Genomic DNA, 15,190 nt, shown 5'->3' with positions numbered 1-15,190 from the left:
TGAACAGGAAACGCCCGTTCCCTGCCCGATTCAGCGGGGCGGGGGAGCGGGCGTGGCCTGTTCCGGTCTGCAGCGTGCGGTTCCTAGAGGGAGCGCAGGACTGAAACGACCTTGCCCATGATGGTGGCGTGATCGCCAAGGATGGGTTCGTATTGGGTGTTCTGCGGCAGCAGCCAGGTGTGGCCGTCCCTCTGGCGGAAAGTCTTGACGGTGGCCTCGTCGTCCAGCAGGGCAGCGACGATGTCCCCGTTAACTGCATCAGCCTGGCGGCGCACCACCACCCAGTCGCCATCGCAGATAGCCGCATCCACCATGGAGTCGCCGGCCACCTTGAGCATAAACAGCTCGCCCTGCCCTACCAGTTGGCGTGGGAGGGGCATGACGTCCTCCACCATCTGGTCCGCAAGGATGGGGCCGCCGGCCGCGATCCGTCCAACCAGGGGAACCATGGCCGTGTCCATGGCAGTGGGCAGTTCGGTCACTGTTCCCCCGCTGTTGCCGCGCAGGGCGGCGGGTCCAGTTGAACCTGCAGCCTTTACTGTTCCGCCGTCGAGGGTGAGCGGCATGAGAACTTCCATGGCCCGCGGTCTCTTCGGGTCCCGGCGCAGGTATCCCAGCTTCTCAAGCTGTGACAGCTGATGCGTCACGCTGGAGAGGCTGGCCAGGCCCACGGTGTCACCGATTTCGCGCATGGACGGGGGGTACCCGTTGTCATTGACTGAGCGCTGGATGGTTTCCAGGATTTTCTTTTGGCGGGCAGTCAGCCCCTTGGGAGTCCTCTGGGGCTGCTGACCCCGCTGGGTCCCGCTGCCGCCGGCGGCTGGTGCTGCCATGTTCGCCAATGCCTTTCCGTTGCCCCGGAGGCTTCCCGGCTCCGGGTGCCGGAAGCCTCCGGCATGGATTGTCAGACCCTGGTGATCAACTACGGAGGTGGTTGTACTTCAGGTGGATGACCTTTGATTCAAACGTAGGCCAGCCACATCGCTTTTTCAAACATTTGTTCTAGCGAGTCTCGACAATGTTCGTTGATAAGTGCTAAAACAGAAGCAGTAACGTTCGAACATGTGTTCTATTCGCGTATCGGGGCATTCGAATATTCGAATATCCGGGGCGGCCTCTCAGGGGCCAGTGGAACGGACACACCGGGCAGCACAGTATGGTCCAGGAGGGCTCATTTCATGTCAGCTTTTTCAGCATCACAGGACTCCCGTCCGCAGTTTGTCTCAGTGCAGCACCTCACGTCAGTGCCGGAGGTGCGGTCCCGCAAGGGGACTTTGCCTCCCCTTCGCCTGACGCGACGCGGCCGGGTGGTCCTGATCGGCATTCCGTTGGTCCTGCTCGCAGCGGTGCTCTTCCTGCTGGCTGGATTCCTGAACGCCCCCGCGAAGGCCGCTGACTCAGTCGCTGACCTGGCGGTCACGCCTACGGTCTCCGTCACGGTGCAGGCCGGCGAATCGCTCTGGGGGATTGCTGCCGCGGTGGCGCCGGACCGGGACGCCCGCGATGTGATCGCGGACATCGTCCAGCTCAACAACCTCACCGCGGGCACCGTGCTGCCGGGCCAGCAACTGTTTGTGCCTGTGAAGTAACACTGCCTTCAACCGTCACATTTTCTGGGTCAAGGCATCGGCACTAAACTGTTCAGGTGAATGACCAGCTAGAGCGTCTGAACCGACTTCCCCTCCGCAGCAACCTCCGTGGCCTGACCCCGTACGGCGCCCCCCAGCTGGATGTTCCCATCCTGTTGAACGTCAACGAAAACACCCACGGCGTTCCCGCAGATGTGAGGGCGGCCATCAGCGCGGCAGTCACAGAGGCCGCGGCGGGCCTGAACCGCTACCCGGACCGTGAGTTTTCCGAACTCCGGGAGGCATTGGCCGAGTACCTTGGCCATGGTCTTGACGCGACGAACATCTGGGCAGCCAACGGTTCCAACGAAGTGCTGCAGCAGATCCTCCAGGCCTTTGGCGGGCCGGGCCGCACCGCTCTAGGCTTTCCTCCCACGTACTCCATGTATCCCCTGCTTGCCAGTGGCACAGACACCGGGTACGTCGTAGGCCAGCGCGCGGACGACTATGGCCTCAGCGCCGAATCGGCCGCCCTGCAGGTGAAAGAACTGCAACCGAACATCGTATTTCTGTGCTCGCCCAACAACCCCACCGGCACCGGGTTGGGTCTCGATGTCGTTGAGGCTGTCTACGCTGCCGGCGAAGCCAGCCAGACCATCGTGATTGTGGACGAGGCTTACCACGAATTTGCCCACGACGGCACGCCCAGCGCGTTGACCCTGTTGCCGGGACGGGAACGCCTCATCGTCTCCCGCACCATGAGCAAGGCATTTGCCCTGGCCGGTGCCCGGCTCGGCTACATGGCTGCCGCGCCCGAAGTGACAGACGCCCTGCGCTTGGTCCGGCTCCCGTACCACCTGTCCGCCATCACCCAGGCCACGGCCCTGGCCGCCCTTCAGCACCGCGAGGCGCTCATGGCCGATGTTGAGGACATCAAAAGGCAGCGGGACCGCATCGTCGCAGAACTCACGCGGATGGGCCTCAAGCCCGCCGCCTCGGACTCCAACTACGTCTTCTTCGGCGGCCTGGACCGGCCCCACGACGTTTGGCAGCAACTGCTGAACGCCGGCGTGCTGATCAGGGACGTCGGAATCCCCGGGCATTTGCGCGTCACCGCAGGCACTGAGACCGAGACCACTGCCTTCCTTACGTCCCTGGAAGCCATCCTGGCCGGCCAGGCGCACGTGCCAGCCTAAACTTAAACCAGCCGCGCTGTACGCGCCGGCGATCACTCCTTCTCCGCAAAGGACATATGACCATGAGTTCCACCGGCTCCACTACTGCCGCGACCCGCACCGCACGCATGGAGCGTGCCACCAGCGAATCGTCAGTACTCGTGGAGATCAACCTCGACGGAACCGGTGTCTCAAACATCGACACCTCAGTCCCGTTCTATGACCACATGCTCACGGCGCTGTGCAAGCACTCGCTCATTGACATGACGGTAAAGGCCACCGGCGACATCCACATCGACGTCCACCACACCGTGGAAGACGTCGCAATTACCTTCGGCGAAGTCCTGCGCACAGCACTGGGCAACAAAGCCGGCATCCGGCGCTTCGGCGAAGCCACCGTGCCACTGGATGAAGCCCTTGCGCACGCTGTAGTGGATGTTTCCGGCCGTCCCTACCTGGTCCACGGCGGCGAGCCTGCCGGGCAGGAGTACCACCTGATCGGTGGCCACTTCACAGGATCGCTGACTAGGCATGTCTTTGAGGCCATCACGTTGCACGCAGGCATCTGCCTTCACATGAACGTCATGGCAGGCCGCGACCCGCACCACATCGTGGAGGCACAGTTCAAGGCGTTCGCCCGCGCCCTGCGTGCAGCCGTTGAGCCCGACCCCCGGGTTGAAGGCATACCGTCCACCAAGGGTGCCCTGTGAGCGGCCAGATCCTCCGCGACGGCGCCGTGATTGACCCTGCCGCCCTGAAGAAGCCGGAATCACCGGACGGCAAGCCCACCGTCACCGTGCTCGACTATGGGTCCGGGAACGTCCGCTCGGCCGTGCGTGCCCTCGAACGGGCCGGGGCGCAAGTCATCCTCAGCTCCAAGCCTGAGGACGTCCTGAACGCAGACGGCCTCGTAGTGCCGGGCGTGGGCGCGTTCGAAACGGTCATGCGTGAACTGAAAGCGGTGGATGGCATCCGCCTTATCGGCCGGCGGGTCGCCGGCGGACGTCCCGTGCTTGGCATCTGCGTGGGCCTGCAGGTCCTGTTTGAAGCCGGAGTGGAACACGGCACCGAAGCCGAAGGCATGGGGGAGTGGCCCGGCAAGGTGGAGCTTCTCCCTGCAGAGGTCGTGCCGCATATGGGCTGGAACACCGTTAAGGTCCCGGAAGGGTCCAAGCTTTTCGAAGGCGTCGAGGACCAGCGTTTTTACTTCGTGCACTCTTACGGCGTCCAGGAATGGAACTTCGACGTGGTGCAGCCGCGCATGGCTCCGCCCAAGGTCACCTGGTCCGAGCACGGTGCGCCGTTTATTGCTGCCGTGGAAAACGGCCCGCTCTGCGCCACCCAGTTCCACCCGGAGAAATCCGGCGACGCCGGAGCCCGCCTCCTGCGCAACTGGGTCGACGCCCTGCGGAAGCCGGCGCCCCCCGGCGGCCACGCCTAGATGTGGTCCATTGTCCTGATGGGGCTCGCCGGCCTCCTCGTGGGCGGTGCACTGTCGTTCCGGCAACAGCACAGGCCGCTGTGGACGCAAATAAGTTTCTACGTCCTTGCCGGAATGTCCCTGCTCGCTGCCTGCCTGCTGACGCTCCCCGGAAGCTAGCCCGCCCCGGACCCACCGCTACCACCAGCCGCACAACTACCTGAGGATTTTGAGATGACCACCGCAAACGATCTGCCGGTTCTTGAACTGCTGCCCGCCGTCGACGTCGTGAACGGCCAGGCCGTCCGGCTGGTCCAGGGCGAGGCCGGCAGCGAAACGAGCTACGGCACTCCGCTGGAAGCCGCCCTCAACTGGCAGCAGCAAGGTGCCGAGTGGGTACACCTGGTGGACCTTGACGCCGCGTTCGGCCGTGGCTCCAACGCAGAACTGCTCCGCGAAGTAGTGGGTCGCCTGGACATCAAGGTGGAGCTTTCCGGTGGACTCCGGGACGATGAATCCCTCGAAGCTGCCCTGGACCTTGGCGTGGCACGGGTGAACCTCGGCACAGCCGCCCTGGAAAACCCGGAGTGGACGGCCCGCGCCATCGACCGCTTCGGCGACAAGATCGCCGTCGGCCTCGACGTCCGCGGAACCACGCTGGCAGGCCGCGGCTGGACCAAGGAGGGCGGTGACCTCTGGGAGGTCCTTGGCCGCCTGGAAGAGGCGGGCTGCGCCCGGTATGTGGTTACGGACGTGACCAAGGACGGCACACTGCAGGGGCCCAACGTCGAACTGCTGCGCCAGATGGTGGAGAAGACCGGAAAGCCCGTCGTGGCCTCGGGCGGAATCTCCAGCCTCGATGACCTTAAGGTGCTCCGGTCCCTCGTCCCGCTGGGAGTCGAAGGCGCCATCGTGGGCAAGGCGCTCTACGCCGGTGCCTTCACCCTGCCCGAGGCCCTCGACGTCGCCGGCCGGCGCTAGAGCCCGCCGGACACCCTGACAGGATGGACAAGAACGGCAACGCACCCGGTGAAGAAGCTGCGTCCGGCAGCGTTCCCAGCACAGCCGGGCCGGCGCCGCGCCACCTGCCCGGCCACATCGCGGCAGCCCTCGCCGGGGCCGGCGGCCCGGCGGACTCGGCCGGCCAGCCCTGGCAGGGCCGCAGCCTGGCCGGGGACGACGGTAAGGTCCACAACTTCGAGGACGACGACGGCACGGCCGACGCCGGCTACCTCGCCGCAGTCACGGCGCTTCGGAACGGAAGCGGTGACGAGGCGGCCGTCATAGCCTCGCTGGCCACGGCCAGGGTCTTTATCCCCATCATTGCCCAGCTTGCGGAGGAAGCCGAGGGGGCTGGCGCGCTGGTATCGGACAAGCAGGCGGACATGGCGCTGGTGATGCTGAAGGCGGCCGACGGCCGGAACGCCATGCCGGCCTTCACATCCGCCAAGGCACTGGCCGACTGGCACCCCGATGCCCGGCCGGTAGCTGTCTACGCCCCGAGGGCCGCCCTCTCCGCGGTGTCGGAAGAGGCCGAGCTCCTGGTCCTTGATCCAGGCTCCGAGGTCACGTTTGTGGTCCGGCGGCCCGCCTTGTGGGCCCTGGCCCAGCAGCGCCCCTGGGTGCCCTCCTACCTGGATGGCGAAGTGGCCGGCAGCATAGCCGACGCAGCTGCCAGATTTCCTGCCGTCCGGAACATAGGACTCCTGCCTGGCGCAGGCGTCGCCTCGGCCACCGGGACCGGAGAGACGTTGCCCGGCGGAGGCGCTGGACCCGAACTCCAGGTGGTGCTGTACCTTGAGGACGGCCTTGACGCCGCCGCGGTCCAGGAGTTGGTTGCCGGACTCCAGGCCGCCTGGTCGCGGAATGTATTGTTTGGAGAGCGGGTCGACTCGATCGAAATCAAGTTGAGGCGCGCTGTACAATAGCTGACGGTCAGCGGGGAGATCCCTCGGGCTGCCGCGGCAGACCAAAGGATTCTCCGTGAATTTCGCTCTATACCGGGAGCTGCTCGCCGTCCGCCCCATCAGGCGGTTGTTGCTCGTAGGCATGATTGCCCGCATCCCGCACTCCGCCGCTGGCGTGTTGCTGACCCTCCACATCGTCCTCACGCTGGACAAAGGCTACGCCGCCGCCGGTGCCGCTGCTGCCGTAATGACCATCGGTATTGCTGTGGGGGCGCCCTGGCGCGGCCGCCGTGTGGACACCGTCGGCCTGCGCAGGGCCCTCATCCCGTCAGTTGTGTCCGAAACGGTCATCTGGTCGGCGGTTCCCCACGTGTCCTACGAGTGGCTGCTGCCGCTGGTCTTCATCGGCGGGCTGCTGACCCTCCCGATCTTCAGCGTGGTCCGCCAGTCGCTGGGCGTCCTGGCGGACGGCGACCAGCGGCGCACCGCCTTCGCCCTGGACGCCATCACCACCGAGATGGTGTTTATGATCGGCCCTGCCGCGGGGGCCGTGGTGGCCACCAGCGGTTACTCAGTCCTGGGCCTCACCATCGTGGGGGTGTCCACTTCGCTGGCCGGGCTCTTTCTGATGTGGTTCAACCCGCCTACCCGCAGCGCCGCGCAGACCGAGGAGTGTGAGGCGGACCAGCGCCACGCGGCGGAAGTGGCCGTGGTCTCCGCCGCCCCGGCCCACCTCCAGGAGGCCGCGGCCGAGCTCGTGCCCGCAGGAGCTCACGGCGGCCCCGGGATCAGGGGCAGGATGTCACACAACTTCGCGTGGTTCACCGCCACCGTCGCAGCCGTCTTCGCGGTGGCGGCGGGCGCCGGCATGGTGCTCAGCGGTACCGACGTCGGCATTGTTGCCGCTCTCGAGACGGGCGGACACCAAGGCGAAATCGGCATCGTCTTCCTCTTTTGGTGTGCCGCGTCCGTGATCGGCGGCCTCGTCTACGGCGCCATGCACCGCCCGGTCTCGCCGGTTGTGCTGCTCCTGGGAATGGCTGCGCTGACTATCCCGATGGGCTTCGCGCACGATACCTGGACGCTGGCCTTTGCCTCGATCCTGCCCGGCCTCCTGTGCGCCCCCGTGTTGTCGGCCGCCTCCGAGAAAGTGGCGGACCTGGTAGCTGAGGACCGCCGCGGTGAGGCAATGGGCTGGTACGGCTCCGCGCTGACAGGCGGCGTCGCACTTGGCGCACCACTCGCGGGCGTCTTCATCGACTCCAGCGGACCGTCCGGCGGGTTCGTATCCGTCGGCGTTGCCGGCGTGGCGCTGTGCCTCGTCGGACTGCTTTTGCAGCAACGCCGCCGCAGCCGTGCCGCTGCCTGAGGCCCTCCTTCTCATCGATTGCTCCGTAGGCGCCCTTCAGGGCTCTCAAAACGGCGTTTACGGAGCAATCGATGAGACGCGCACTGCGCCCTGACGGTTAGCTTTGAGGTGCGGGCAACTGCCGGAATCACGACGACGGCGGGCAGACCGCCATGGTCCGCTCGACTCGTCAACGCCCCCAAGTAAGTAGCAGAAGGTGTTGTTTTGGACGTCCATAACGACACCTACTGCTACTTACTTGGGGAGGGACTCGGAGTTTGGGGGCTTCCTGTCAGTTCACCGCGCCGGTGTACTTCTCGCCTGGCCCCTTGCCCGGAGCATCGGGGATGATCGACTCTTCGCGGAAGGCCAGCTGCAGTGAACGCAGGCCGTCACGCAAGGGGCCGGCGTGCTGCGAACCGATTTCGGGTGCTGCGGCGGTGACCAGCCCGGCGAGGGCTGTGATGAGCTTCCGGGCCTCGTCCAGATCCTTGAGTTCCTCGGCGTTGTCCTCGGCAGCGAGGCCCAGTTTCACGGCTGCCGCGCTCATGAGGTGGACGGCGGCGGTGGTGATGACCTCAATGGCCGGAACCTCGGAGATGTCGCGGATTTGCTGGGTGACGTCCCCCTGGGCGTCGGCGGCCTGGTAAACGTGTGAATTACTGTCTGGGGTGCTCATACTGGTAAGCTTGTCACAGACCGACTGGATGTCGTTATTTGTTATGGATGATCCCCACCGGCGCTGGGATGCGCCGGGCGGGTTTTTTTCTGTAGAATGGCACCCAGTGTGCAAGCGGAGTCCTCTCCCACCCGCGTCAGCCGTTTTCCCGCAGGAATTACTTCCTGGGAAGCAAGGTTGCCGGGTACCTGGTCGGGCATTACCCAGCTTATGGCGGGATGATGCGTGCAACCTCCGCGGAGGATGGCACATCCGATCTTCGAGGCCTTCGATTGCTCCGGCAATTGGGGGCCTTCTCTATTTTGCCGGTGGAATACCCACAACAATCACAGGAGCTTTAACATTAGCGAGCCAAGAATCAATGAGCGTATCCGCGTCCCCGAGGTGCGGCTGGTCGGCCCTGCAGGTGAACAGGTAGGAATCGTCCGTATTGAGGATGCCCTGCGTTTGGCTGCCGAGTCCGACCTTGATCTCGTTGAAGTTGCACCTCAGGCGAAGCCTCCGGTGTGCAAGCTGATGGACTTCGGCAAGTACAAGTACGAGGCCGCTGTCAAGGCACGTGAAGCCCGGAAGAACCAGACCAACACAGTTCTGAAGGAAATCCGTTTCCGCCTGAAGATTGACACCCACGACTACGAGACCAAACGCGGGCATGCACTGCGCTTCCTTGGTGCAGGTGACAAGGTCAAGGCAATGATCCAGTTCCGCGGCCGTGAGCAGCAGCGCCCGGAGATGGGCATCCGTCTTCTCCAGCGCTTCGCTGATGACGTCGCCGAAGTTGGCGTTGTTGAGTCCAGCCCCCGCATCGACGGCCGCAACATGGTCATGGTTGTGGGTCCGCTGAAGAACAAGGCTGAAGCCAAAGCAGAAGCACGCCGCGCCACGCAGCGTGCAGAAGCCAAGGCGCAGAACGAAGCCAAGGCAACGGGGCGCATCGACGTCTCCGGCGACGACCAGGCACCGCTGACGCAGTCACTGGCTGACCTTCTCCCGGAAGGTTTCGCCATTACAACTGAGCCGGAAACCGAGGCACCCGAGGTTGAGGCGCCGACAGCGTCTGAAGCTCCCGCTGAGGTGACCCCTGCAGCCGAGGCTCCCGTAACGGAAGCCCCGAAGCAGGAAGCACCAAAGCAGGAAGCCCCGAAGCAGGAAGCCCCGAAGCGGGAAGTCCCGAAGCAGGAGGCGCCAAAGCAGGCCGCCCCGAAAGCTGAAGCCCCCAAGGCGGCAGCTCCGAGGCGCGAGGCCCCCAAGGCAGCGCCTGCGCCAGCAAAGGCTCCGGAAGCGGCCAGGCCGGCCGCAGAGGTTCCGGCGCCGGCAGCTCCCAAGCCCGCCGCAGTCCCGATGCCGAAGCCGGTGGCCAGGCCTGCAGCGCCGAAGCCTGCTGCCCGGCCCGCCCCCAAGGCGGCGCCGAAGCCGGCTGGCAAGAAGACCACCTAGTTCAAAGCTGCCGGAGGTTCTCCTCCTGCAGCAAGCAACCAGCACGCCGCCCGCAGGGGTGGCTGCACGAAAGAACTGCAGAGCAGTCTGCGGATACGTAAGGAGATCGGTTCCCATGCCGAAGATGAAGACCCACAGTGGTGCTAAGAAGCGCTTCAAGCTGACCGGCAGCGGCAAGCTGCGCCGCCAGCAGGCCAACCGCCGCCACTACCTCGAGCACAAGTCCTCCAGGCTGACCCGCCGCCTTGCCGGCGACAAGATCGTCTTCAAGGGCGACGCCAAGGTCATCCGGAAGATGCTCGGCATCTAATTTCCAAGTATTTCGGCTGATTGCCTCCTGGCAGCAGTCACCTACCATAAAGCCTTCTCAGGCCGGCCGGGTTTCCGGCAGTAGACGCTTGGGATCAGAATTTTGAAGGAGTACGCACGTGGCACGTGTGAAGCGGGCGGTAAACGCCCACAAGAAGCGCAGGGTTATCCTCGAACGCGCAAAGGGCTACCGGGGGCAGCGCTCACGCCTGTACCGCAAGGCCAAAGAGCAGCTGCTGCACTCGTTTGTGTACAGCTACGGTGACCGTAAGAAGAAGAAGGGCGACTTCCGTCGCCTGTGGATCCAGCGCATCAACGCTGCATCCCGCGCCAACGGCCTCACCTACAACCGCCTGATCCAGGGCCTGAAGGCCGCTGAGGTTGAGGTTGACCGCCGCATGCTGGCCGAGCTGGCTGTCTCCGACGCCAATGCTTTCGCCGCTCTGGTGAAGATTGCCAAGGACGCCCTGCCTGCAGACACGTCCGCCCCGGCCGTCCAGGCTGAAGCCCCCAAGGCCAAGGCTGCAAAGGCTCCCAAGGCAAAGGCCGCCAAGAAGCCTGCTGCTGACGAGGCCGCTGTCTAGTAACTACCGTTCTGGGTAGTTCGGGAACCTGCTTGAACAGCAACTAAGGTTCTTATATGAACGAAACCGGGCGCCCGCAAGACTTTCCACTCTCCAACCCCCGAGCTGATCGGGTGAGGGACGTGGCAAGGCTTGCCGGGCGCCCGGCCCGTTTAAAGCGGGGGCGGTTCCTCGCCGAAGGACCCCAGGCCGTACGCGAAGCCCTGAGGCTCCACCAGCAGCGGCTGGCCGCTGGTGCGCCGGGAGTCGTGCACGAGGTCTTTGCCAGTGAGGCCTGCCTTGACCGTTACCCGGAGTTCGATGAGCTGGCTGAAGGGGCGTCCGCGCGCCTGGCCACCGATGAGGTGCTGGCCGCCATGGCGGACACCGTCAATCCGCAGGGCATTATCGCGGTCTGCGGCTTCGTGGATGTCACCCTGGAGGAAGTGCTCGACGCCGGTCCCCGCCTTATCGCCGTCCTCTGCCAGGTCAGGGATCCCGGCAATGCGGGAACGGTTTTGCGGGCAGCAGACGCCGCGGGCGCTGACGCTGTGGTGCTCACCGGATCCAGCGTGGACATCTATAACCCGAAGGCAGTCCGGTCGACGGCCGGCTCGCTGTTCCATCTGCCGGTAGTCCTGGGCGCCGATATTGACGTCGTTGCCGCAGCCTGCCGGTCCCGGGGGATAGGGCTCCTGGCCGCGGACGGTCATGGCAGCCTCAACCTGGACGTCCTCCAGGACGAGAATGCCGCACGCCGTTTGGGCGCGTCCGGTACCGAATCGGCCTATGCCCTTGAAGGCCCCACGGCCTGGCTGTTTGGAAACGAAGCGCAGGGGCTTTCGGAGGCTGAACTGGGCCTGGCCGACCACCGCGTCGCCGTGCCGGTTTATGGGGCGGCCGAGAGCCTTAACCTCGGGACAGCGGCAACCGTCTGTCTTTATGCCAGCGCCCGGTCCCAGCAGGACGGCCCGCCGATCTCGGCTTAAATGGCAGGGCCCCGGTTGATCATCCGGGGCCCTTGCTGTGAAATTCAAATAGTTGGACGGGAATCAGGGTGCGCGAGTGCTCTTGCTGCGTCCCGTGATTGCGCCGTAGACGCCGGCAACCACCAGGCCGCCAATGATGGCGAGGATCCAGGTGCCGAGGTCAAAGAATGCAAGGTCGCCCCTGCCGAAGAGCAGGCTGCCGATGTAGCCGCCCACAATTGCACCAACCACACCAAGAATTAGGCTGGTGACCCAGCCGCCGCCCACTCTGCCGGGCATAACGGCCTTAACAATGGCCCCCACTATGAGGCCGAGAATAATCCAAGCAAGAAAACCCATGTCTCCTCCTTATTTATTCACCGGGACGAAATCTTCCCGATATTGCATCAAGCTAACACACAGCCCCCTTATTGTCAGTAGCCTTACGGCCTGCCAGGGGCACGTGTCCGAGGCTACGGCAGGTACCGTATTCGCAGGCGGAGCCGAGCGTGGCTGCTCGTCTTTCCAGTCCGGATCCCGTACTTGCCCGCGTCGTTACCAGGAACCGGACCTCCGCCGGGCGGAAGAAACGAGGCGCGGGGCGCCGGCGGAGGCTGCGGCTGGGAGCGCGGGCGAGCAGGACGCGAAAGCCTGAGTCCTGCCGCGTTAATGGCGCCCCCTTAGGGCCACGCCAACCAAGAGCCCGCTGGCCGCTCGATCCAGTGGATCAGGCGATCAGCGGCTTTTTGCGTTCCAGTACGCCGCTGACGATGGCCACGCCCAAGCCCAGGATGGCCAGGACGGCACCTACCAGGGCAGGGGCCACGTAGCCCCAGCCCCAAGCGATCACCACGCCGCCCAGGAAGGCGCCCAGTGCGTTGGCCACGTTCAGCGCCGCGTGGTTGAGGGAGGAAGCGAGTGAGGGCGCGTCGGGGGACGCATCCAGCAGGCGGGCCTGCAGTGCCGGCACCAGCATCGACCCGGCCGCCCCCACCACAAACACCATGACAAACGCGGACCACGGCCACTGGACCGCGACGGCGTAGACCACCAGGGCAACGGCGATGCCGGGGAGCACCCGGTAGATGGTTCCCAGTACGGATCTGTCCGCGATCCGCCCGCCCACGATATTGCCGGCGACCATGCCCAGGCCATAGAGGGCAACCACCAGGGGCAGCAGGGACGAAGGGATGCCCGCCACGAAGGTCATTGTGTGCGCGATGTAGGTATAGGTGGCGAAGAAGCCGCCGAAGCCGACAATCCCGATCAGGATGGCGAGCCAGACTTGGAGCCGCTTCAGTGCCCCGAGTTCGCGCCGGATGCTGGCATCGGGGTGGGCTTCCTGGAAGGGGACAAACTTCCAGAGCAGCGCCAGGGTCAGCAGGCCAATAGCTCCCACCAGGACAAACAGCAGGCGCCATCCGAATACTTGGCCTACCCACGTGGCCAGCGGCACCCCCACTACGTTGGAAACAGTCAATCCGGCCATCACCATGGAGATGGCCCAGCCCCGGCGGGTGGGCGGCACGAGTGACGCGGCGATGACAGCCGCCACACCGAAGAACGCGCCATGGGGCAGGCCGGCTGCAAAGCGGGAGACCAGCATGATGCCGTAGTCCGGCGCAAGGAATGAGGCGAGGTTGGCGATGCTGAAGAAGAGCATGAGTCCAAGGGCCAGGTGTTTCCGGGGCAGTTTGGCCCCGACGGCGGCCAGCAAGGGCGCGCCGACCACCACGCCGAGGGCGTACGCGGAAATGAGGTGTCCGGCCTCGGGTGTGCTGATGCCAAGGCCCACTTCCACTTCCTTGAGCAGGCCCATCATGGTGAACTCGGTCACGCCGATCCCAAAGCCGCCCATCGCCAGCGAAACAATGGCGGGCGCGATCCTGGGGGACGGGGTCTTTTGGGTCGGGAGTGACTGGACAACGCTGCTCATGTGCCTGCTTTTCGAAAGGGATCCTGGCCGCAGCCGCGGCGGCTGGTTGACGGGCTGCTGATGACGTGGCAAACCCGGTGGCCGGCGGGGATATTCCGACGCCGCCAGTGGAAGTCGGCGCAGGACCAAAAGGGCGCCTTCCCAATTGTCCCCCATAGACTGGAGCCGTGACTGGACGGATACAGGTAGTTGGCGGCGCAATCCTAGACTCGTTGACCGATCCCACCCGCATGCTCGTGGCCAGGCGGACTGCTCCCGAGCAGTTCGCCGGACTCTGGGAGTTCCCTGGCGGGAAGGTGGAACCGGGGGAGCAATGCGAGGCCGCGCTGCACCGGGAACTCAGGGAAGAGCTGGGGATCGGGGTCCGTCTGGGGCAGGAATTGCCTGCCGGGACGGCCTCTGGCTGGCGGCTGAACGAGAAGGCGAGCATGCGGGTATGGCTGGCGGAGATTTCCGACGGCGTTCCCCTGCCGCTCGAAGACCACGACCAGCTCCGGTGGATCAGCACCACAAAACGTGACGAAGCTCTCAGTCTTCCGTGGATCCCGGCTGACTTCCCGATTGTCCGGGCGCTCTTGGAATCCCTGGGCACGCTCGTGGGTTCCAACGCTCCAGCTGAACTGTAAAACGCACGACCCTGCCAGGGCAGGACTTCCGGCAGAGATGTGCGCGGGCCCGGCCGTCGCAGCCAGCCAGGAATCTCCCCCTAGAACAGGGTGGGCTGCTGCTGCAGCCCGGATAAGGCCGGTTGGGTATCCCCAGCCGGCCGTACCTGAGTGCCCGAATTGCGGGCAGGCGGGATGCTTCCGGCCGGATACTGCGCTTCCTCGGTGCGGGCATCGTCCTCCAGGTCTCGGTGGCTGAAACCGTGGCCGCTTGAGAAACCATGGCGCTGCTTGAAGTAGCTGACTTTTGCCGCGAGCCAGGTGCGGTACTCCTTGGAGGCATAGGACCCGGTGCCGTAGAGGCGTCGGTACCTGCCCGCAAGCTCCGGGTGGTTCCTGGCGATCCACTGCATGAACCATTCCCGCGTGCCTGGCTTCAGGTAGAGGGCGCCGGCGGTCACTCCGGTGGCTCCCGCAGTGGCGAGGGAAGCGAAAAGGGAATCAAGTGCTTCGTCGCTGTCGGACAGCCAGGGCAGGATAGGCATGGCCATGACGCCGCAGGGGAGTCCGGCGTCGCGCAGGCGGGAGACCAGCTTCAGCCTTGCCCTCGGGCCTGGGGTGCCCGGCTCCACAGCCTCGGACAGTGCCTCGTTCGTCATGGCCAGGGAAATGCCCACGCCCACCGGTACCTGGGCAGCCGCCCGTTTCAAGAGCGGAATGTCCCGTGCCAGCAGCGTGCCCTTGGTAAGGATGGACAGCGGGGTTCCAGAGTCAGCCAGTGCGGTGATGATGCCCGGCATGAGCTGGTAGCGGCCCTCTGCACGCTGGTAGGGGTCGGTGTTGGTGCCGAGGGCTACCTGATCGTGGCCCCAGGACGGCTTGGCCAGCTCTTTCCGGAGGACTTCCGCGGCGTTGACCTTGACCACCACCTGGCTGTCGAAATCGAGGCCGGCGTTAAAATCCAGGTACGTGTGGCTCTTGCGCGCAAAACAATAGACGCAGGCATGGCTGCAGCCCCGGTAGGGGTTCACCGTCCACTCAAAAGGCATCCGTGAACCGGCGACCACCTTGTTGAGCACCGATTTGGCAGTGACCTCATGGAAGGTGATGCCGGCGAACTCGGGAGTGGTGACCGAACGGACCAAACCGGCGAGGGGGAGCAGTGCCGGTGATGCGACGCTTCCGGCCTCATCGGCGGGCGGCGGCATCAGTGCTTGTGCATCCCATCTCATGCCTCTATTCGAAGATATGTTCGAACTTAAGTCAAGGACCGCC

Annotated in this window: 18 protein-coding genes; 13 read left to right on the top strand and 5 right to left on the bottom strand. The window is 65.0% G+C overall.

The window, feature by feature from the left end:
- Positions 1-83: 83 nt before the first annotated feature.
- Positions 84-833, bottom strand: a complete 750-nt coding sequence (gene lexA, locus AU175_RS03710) for a transcriptional repressor LexA (RefSeq protein WP_066290497.1) — start codon at positions 831-833, stop codon at positions 84-86.
- 345 nt (positions 834-1,178) lie between these two features.
- Here lexA and AU175_RS03705 point away from each other — a divergent pair, with 345 nt between their 5' ends.
- From AU175_RS03705 to AU175_RS03675, 8 genes are all read left to right on the top strand, one after another.
- Positions 1,179-1,589: a LysM peptidoglycan-binding domain-containing protein gene (locus AU175_RS03705; protein ID WP_082979001.1), complete on the top strand. Its 411-nt coding sequence runs from the start codon at positions 1,179-1,181 to the stop codon at positions 1,587-1,589.
- A gap of 56 nt (positions 1,590-1,645) precedes the next feature.
- The gene (locus AU175_RS03700; RefSeq protein ID WP_066285949.1) at positions 1,646-2,764 is read left to right on the top strand and encodes a histidinol-phosphate transaminase; all 1,119 of its coding nucleotides are present in this window, start codon (positions 1,646-1,648) and stop codon (positions 2,762-2,764) included.
- A gap of 62 nt (positions 2,765-2,826) precedes the next feature.
- On the top strand, positions 2,827-3,453 hold the full coding sequence (gene hisB / locus AU175_RS03695; RefSeq protein WP_066290492.1) for an imidazoleglycerol-phosphate dehydratase HisB: 627 nt from the start codon (positions 2,827-2,829) through the stop codon (positions 3,451-3,453).
- Positions 3,450-4,184, top strand: coding sequence for an imidazole glycerol phosphate synthase subunit HisH (gene hisH / locus AU175_RS03690; RefSeq protein ID WP_066285948.1), 735 nt, complete (start codon positions 3,450-3,452; stop codon positions 4,182-4,184). Before hisB ends, hisH begins: the two co-directional genes overlap by 4 nt.
- Entirely contained in the window at positions 4,185-4,343 is a 159-nt protein-coding gene (locus tag AU175_RS21960) for a hypothetical protein (protein ID WP_197497028.1), read from the top strand.
- Between the two features lie 54 nt (positions 4,344-4,397).
- Entirely contained in the window at positions 4,398-5,144 is a 747-nt protein-coding gene (priA, locus tag AU175_RS03685; RefSeq protein WP_066285946.1) for a bifunctional 1-(5-phosphoribosyl)-5-((5-phosphoribosylamino)methylideneamino)imidazole-4-carboxamide isomerase/phosphoribosylanthranilate isomerase PriA, read from the top strand.
- A gap of 23 nt (positions 5,145-5,167) precedes the next feature.
- Entirely contained in the window at positions 5,168-6,091 is a 924-nt protein-coding gene (locus AU175_RS03680) for an SseB family protein (protein ID WP_082979000.1), read from the top strand.
- Between the two features lie 55 nt (positions 6,092-6,146).
- Positions 6,147-7,439, top strand: a complete 1,293-nt coding sequence (locus tag AU175_RS03675) for an MFS transporter (RefSeq protein WP_066285944.1) — start codon at positions 6,147-6,149, stop codon at positions 7,437-7,439.
- Positions 7,440-7,710: 271 nt separating this feature from the next.
- Here the strand turns inward: AU175_RS03675 and AU175_RS03670 are convergent, their stop codons facing one another.
- Positions 7,711-8,097: a DUF1844 domain-containing protein gene (locus tag AU175_RS03670; protein WP_066285942.1), complete on the bottom strand. Its 387-nt coding sequence runs from the start codon at positions 8,095-8,097 to the stop codon at positions 7,711-7,713.
- A 384-nt stretch (positions 8,098-8,481) separates the two neighbouring features.
- On the opposite strand from AU175_RS03670, the gene infC reads away from it, so the two are divergent.
- From infC to AU175_RS03650, 4 genes are all read left to right on the top strand, one after another.
- Positions 8,482-9,534 carry a translation initiation factor IF-3 gene (gene infC, locus AU175_RS03665; RefSeq protein ID WP_066285940.1) on the top strand — a complete coding sequence of 351 codons (1,053 nt, stop codon included), beginning with the start codon at positions 8,482-8,484 and terminating at the stop codon, positions 9,532-9,534.
- A gap of 115 nt (positions 9,535-9,649) precedes the next feature.
- The gene (gene rpmI, locus AU175_RS03660; protein ID WP_009358635.1) at positions 9,650-9,844 is read left to right on the top strand and encodes a 50S ribosomal protein L35; all 195 of its coding nucleotides are present in this window, start codon (positions 9,650-9,652) and stop codon (positions 9,842-9,844) included.
- Positions 9,845-9,962: 118 nt separating this feature from the next.
- Positions 9,963-10,427: a 50S ribosomal protein L20 gene (gene rplT / locus AU175_RS03655; RefSeq protein WP_066285938.1), complete on the top strand. Its 465-nt coding sequence runs from the start codon at positions 9,963-9,965 to the stop codon at positions 10,425-10,427.
- 56 nt (positions 10,428-10,483) lie between these two features.
- A complete protein-coding gene (locus AU175_RS03650; RefSeq protein ID WP_066285936.1) occupies positions 10,484-11,395 on the top strand; it encodes a TrmH family RNA methyltransferase in 912 nt (303 codons plus the stop codon).
- Between the two features lie 63 nt (positions 11,396-11,458).
- Here the strand turns inward: AU175_RS03650 and AU175_RS03645 are convergent, their stop codons facing one another.
- Both AU175_RS03645 and AU175_RS03640 read right to left on the bottom strand, forming a co-directional pair.
- Positions 11,459-11,734: a GlsB/YeaQ/YmgE family stress response membrane protein gene (locus AU175_RS03645; RefSeq protein ID WP_066285934.1), complete on the bottom strand. Its 276-nt coding sequence runs from the start codon at positions 11,732-11,734 to the stop codon at positions 11,459-11,461.
- Between the two features lie 367 nt (positions 11,735-12,101).
- Positions 12,102-13,310 (bottom strand): MFS transporter, encoded by a 1,209-nt coding sequence (locus AU175_RS03640; protein ID WP_066285932.1) that lies wholly within the window; start codon positions 13,308-13,310, stop codon positions 12,102-12,104.
- A gap of 167 nt (positions 13,311-13,477) precedes the next feature.
- Between AU175_RS03640 and AU175_RS03635 the strand changes: the two genes are divergently transcribed.
- Complete coding sequence (locus tag AU175_RS03635) at positions 13,478-13,936, top strand: (deoxy)nucleoside triphosphate pyrophosphohydrolase (protein WP_066285930.1); 459 nt, start codon at positions 13,478-13,480, stop codon at positions 13,934-13,936.
- Positions 13,937-14,016: 80 nt separating this feature from the next.
- Here AU175_RS03635 and AU175_RS03630 read toward each other — a convergent pair whose 3' ends face one another.
- Positions 14,017-15,147, bottom strand: a complete 1,131-nt coding sequence (locus AU175_RS03630) for an Rv2578c family radical SAM protein (protein WP_066285929.1) — start codon at positions 15,145-15,147, stop codon at positions 14,017-14,019.
- Positions 15,148-15,190: the final 43 nt, after the last annotated feature.

Source organism: Arthrobacter sp. B6, assembly GCF_001663775.1.
Taxonomy (GTDB): domain Bacteria; phylum Actinomycetota; class Actinomycetes; order Actinomycetales; family Micrococcaceae; genus Arthrobacter.
This window is presented reverse-complemented; position numbering and strand designations above follow the sequence as displayed.

Bases quoted from the DNA above. Each gene is read 5' to 3' on its own strand.
- lexA (WP_066290497.1), bottom strand. From the start codon at position 833: ATGGCAGCACCAGCCGCCGGCGGCAGCGGGACCCAGCGGGGTCAGCAG.
- AU175_RS03705 (WP_082979001.1), top strand. From the start codon at position 1,179: ATGTCAGCTTTTTCAGCATCACAGGACTCCCGTCCGCAGTTTGTCTCA.
- hisB (WP_066290492.1), top strand. From the start codon at position 2,827: ATGAGTTCCACCGGCTCCACTACTGCCGCGACCCGCACCGCACGCATG.
- AU175_RS21960 (WP_197497028.1), top strand. From the start codon at position 4,185: ATGTGGTCCATTGTCCTGATGGGGCTCGCCGGCCTCCTCGTGGGCGGT.
- priA (WP_066285946.1), top strand. From the start codon at position 4,398: ATGACCACCGCAAACGATCTGCCGGTTCTTGAACTGCTGCCCGCCGTC.
- AU175_RS03680 (WP_082979000.1), top strand. From the start codon at position 5,168: ATGGACAAGAACGGCAACGCACCCGGTGAAGAAGCTGCGTCCGGCAGC.
- AU175_RS03670 (WP_066285942.1), bottom strand. From the start codon at position 8,097: ATGAGCACCCCAGACAGTAATTCACACGTTTACCAGGCCGCCGACGCC.
- rpmI (WP_009358635.1), top strand. From the start codon at position 9,650: ATGCCGAAGATGAAGACCCACAGTGGTGCTAAGAAGCGCTTCAAGCTG.
- AU175_RS03650 (WP_066285936.1), top strand. From the start codon at position 10,484: ATGAACGAAACCGGGCGCCCGCAAGACTTTCCACTCTCCAACCCCCGA.
- AU175_RS03645 (WP_066285934.1), bottom strand. From the start codon at position 11,734: ATGGGTTTTCTTGCTTGGATTATTCTCGGCCTCATAGTGGGGGCCATT.
- AU175_RS03640 (WP_066285932.1), bottom strand. From the start codon at position 13,310: ATGAGCAGCGTTGTCCAGTCACTCCCGACCCAAAAGACCCCGTCCCCC.
- AU175_RS03630 (WP_066285929.1), bottom strand. From the start codon at position 15,147: ATGAGATGGGATGCACAAGCACTGATGCCGCCGCCCGCCGATGAGGCC.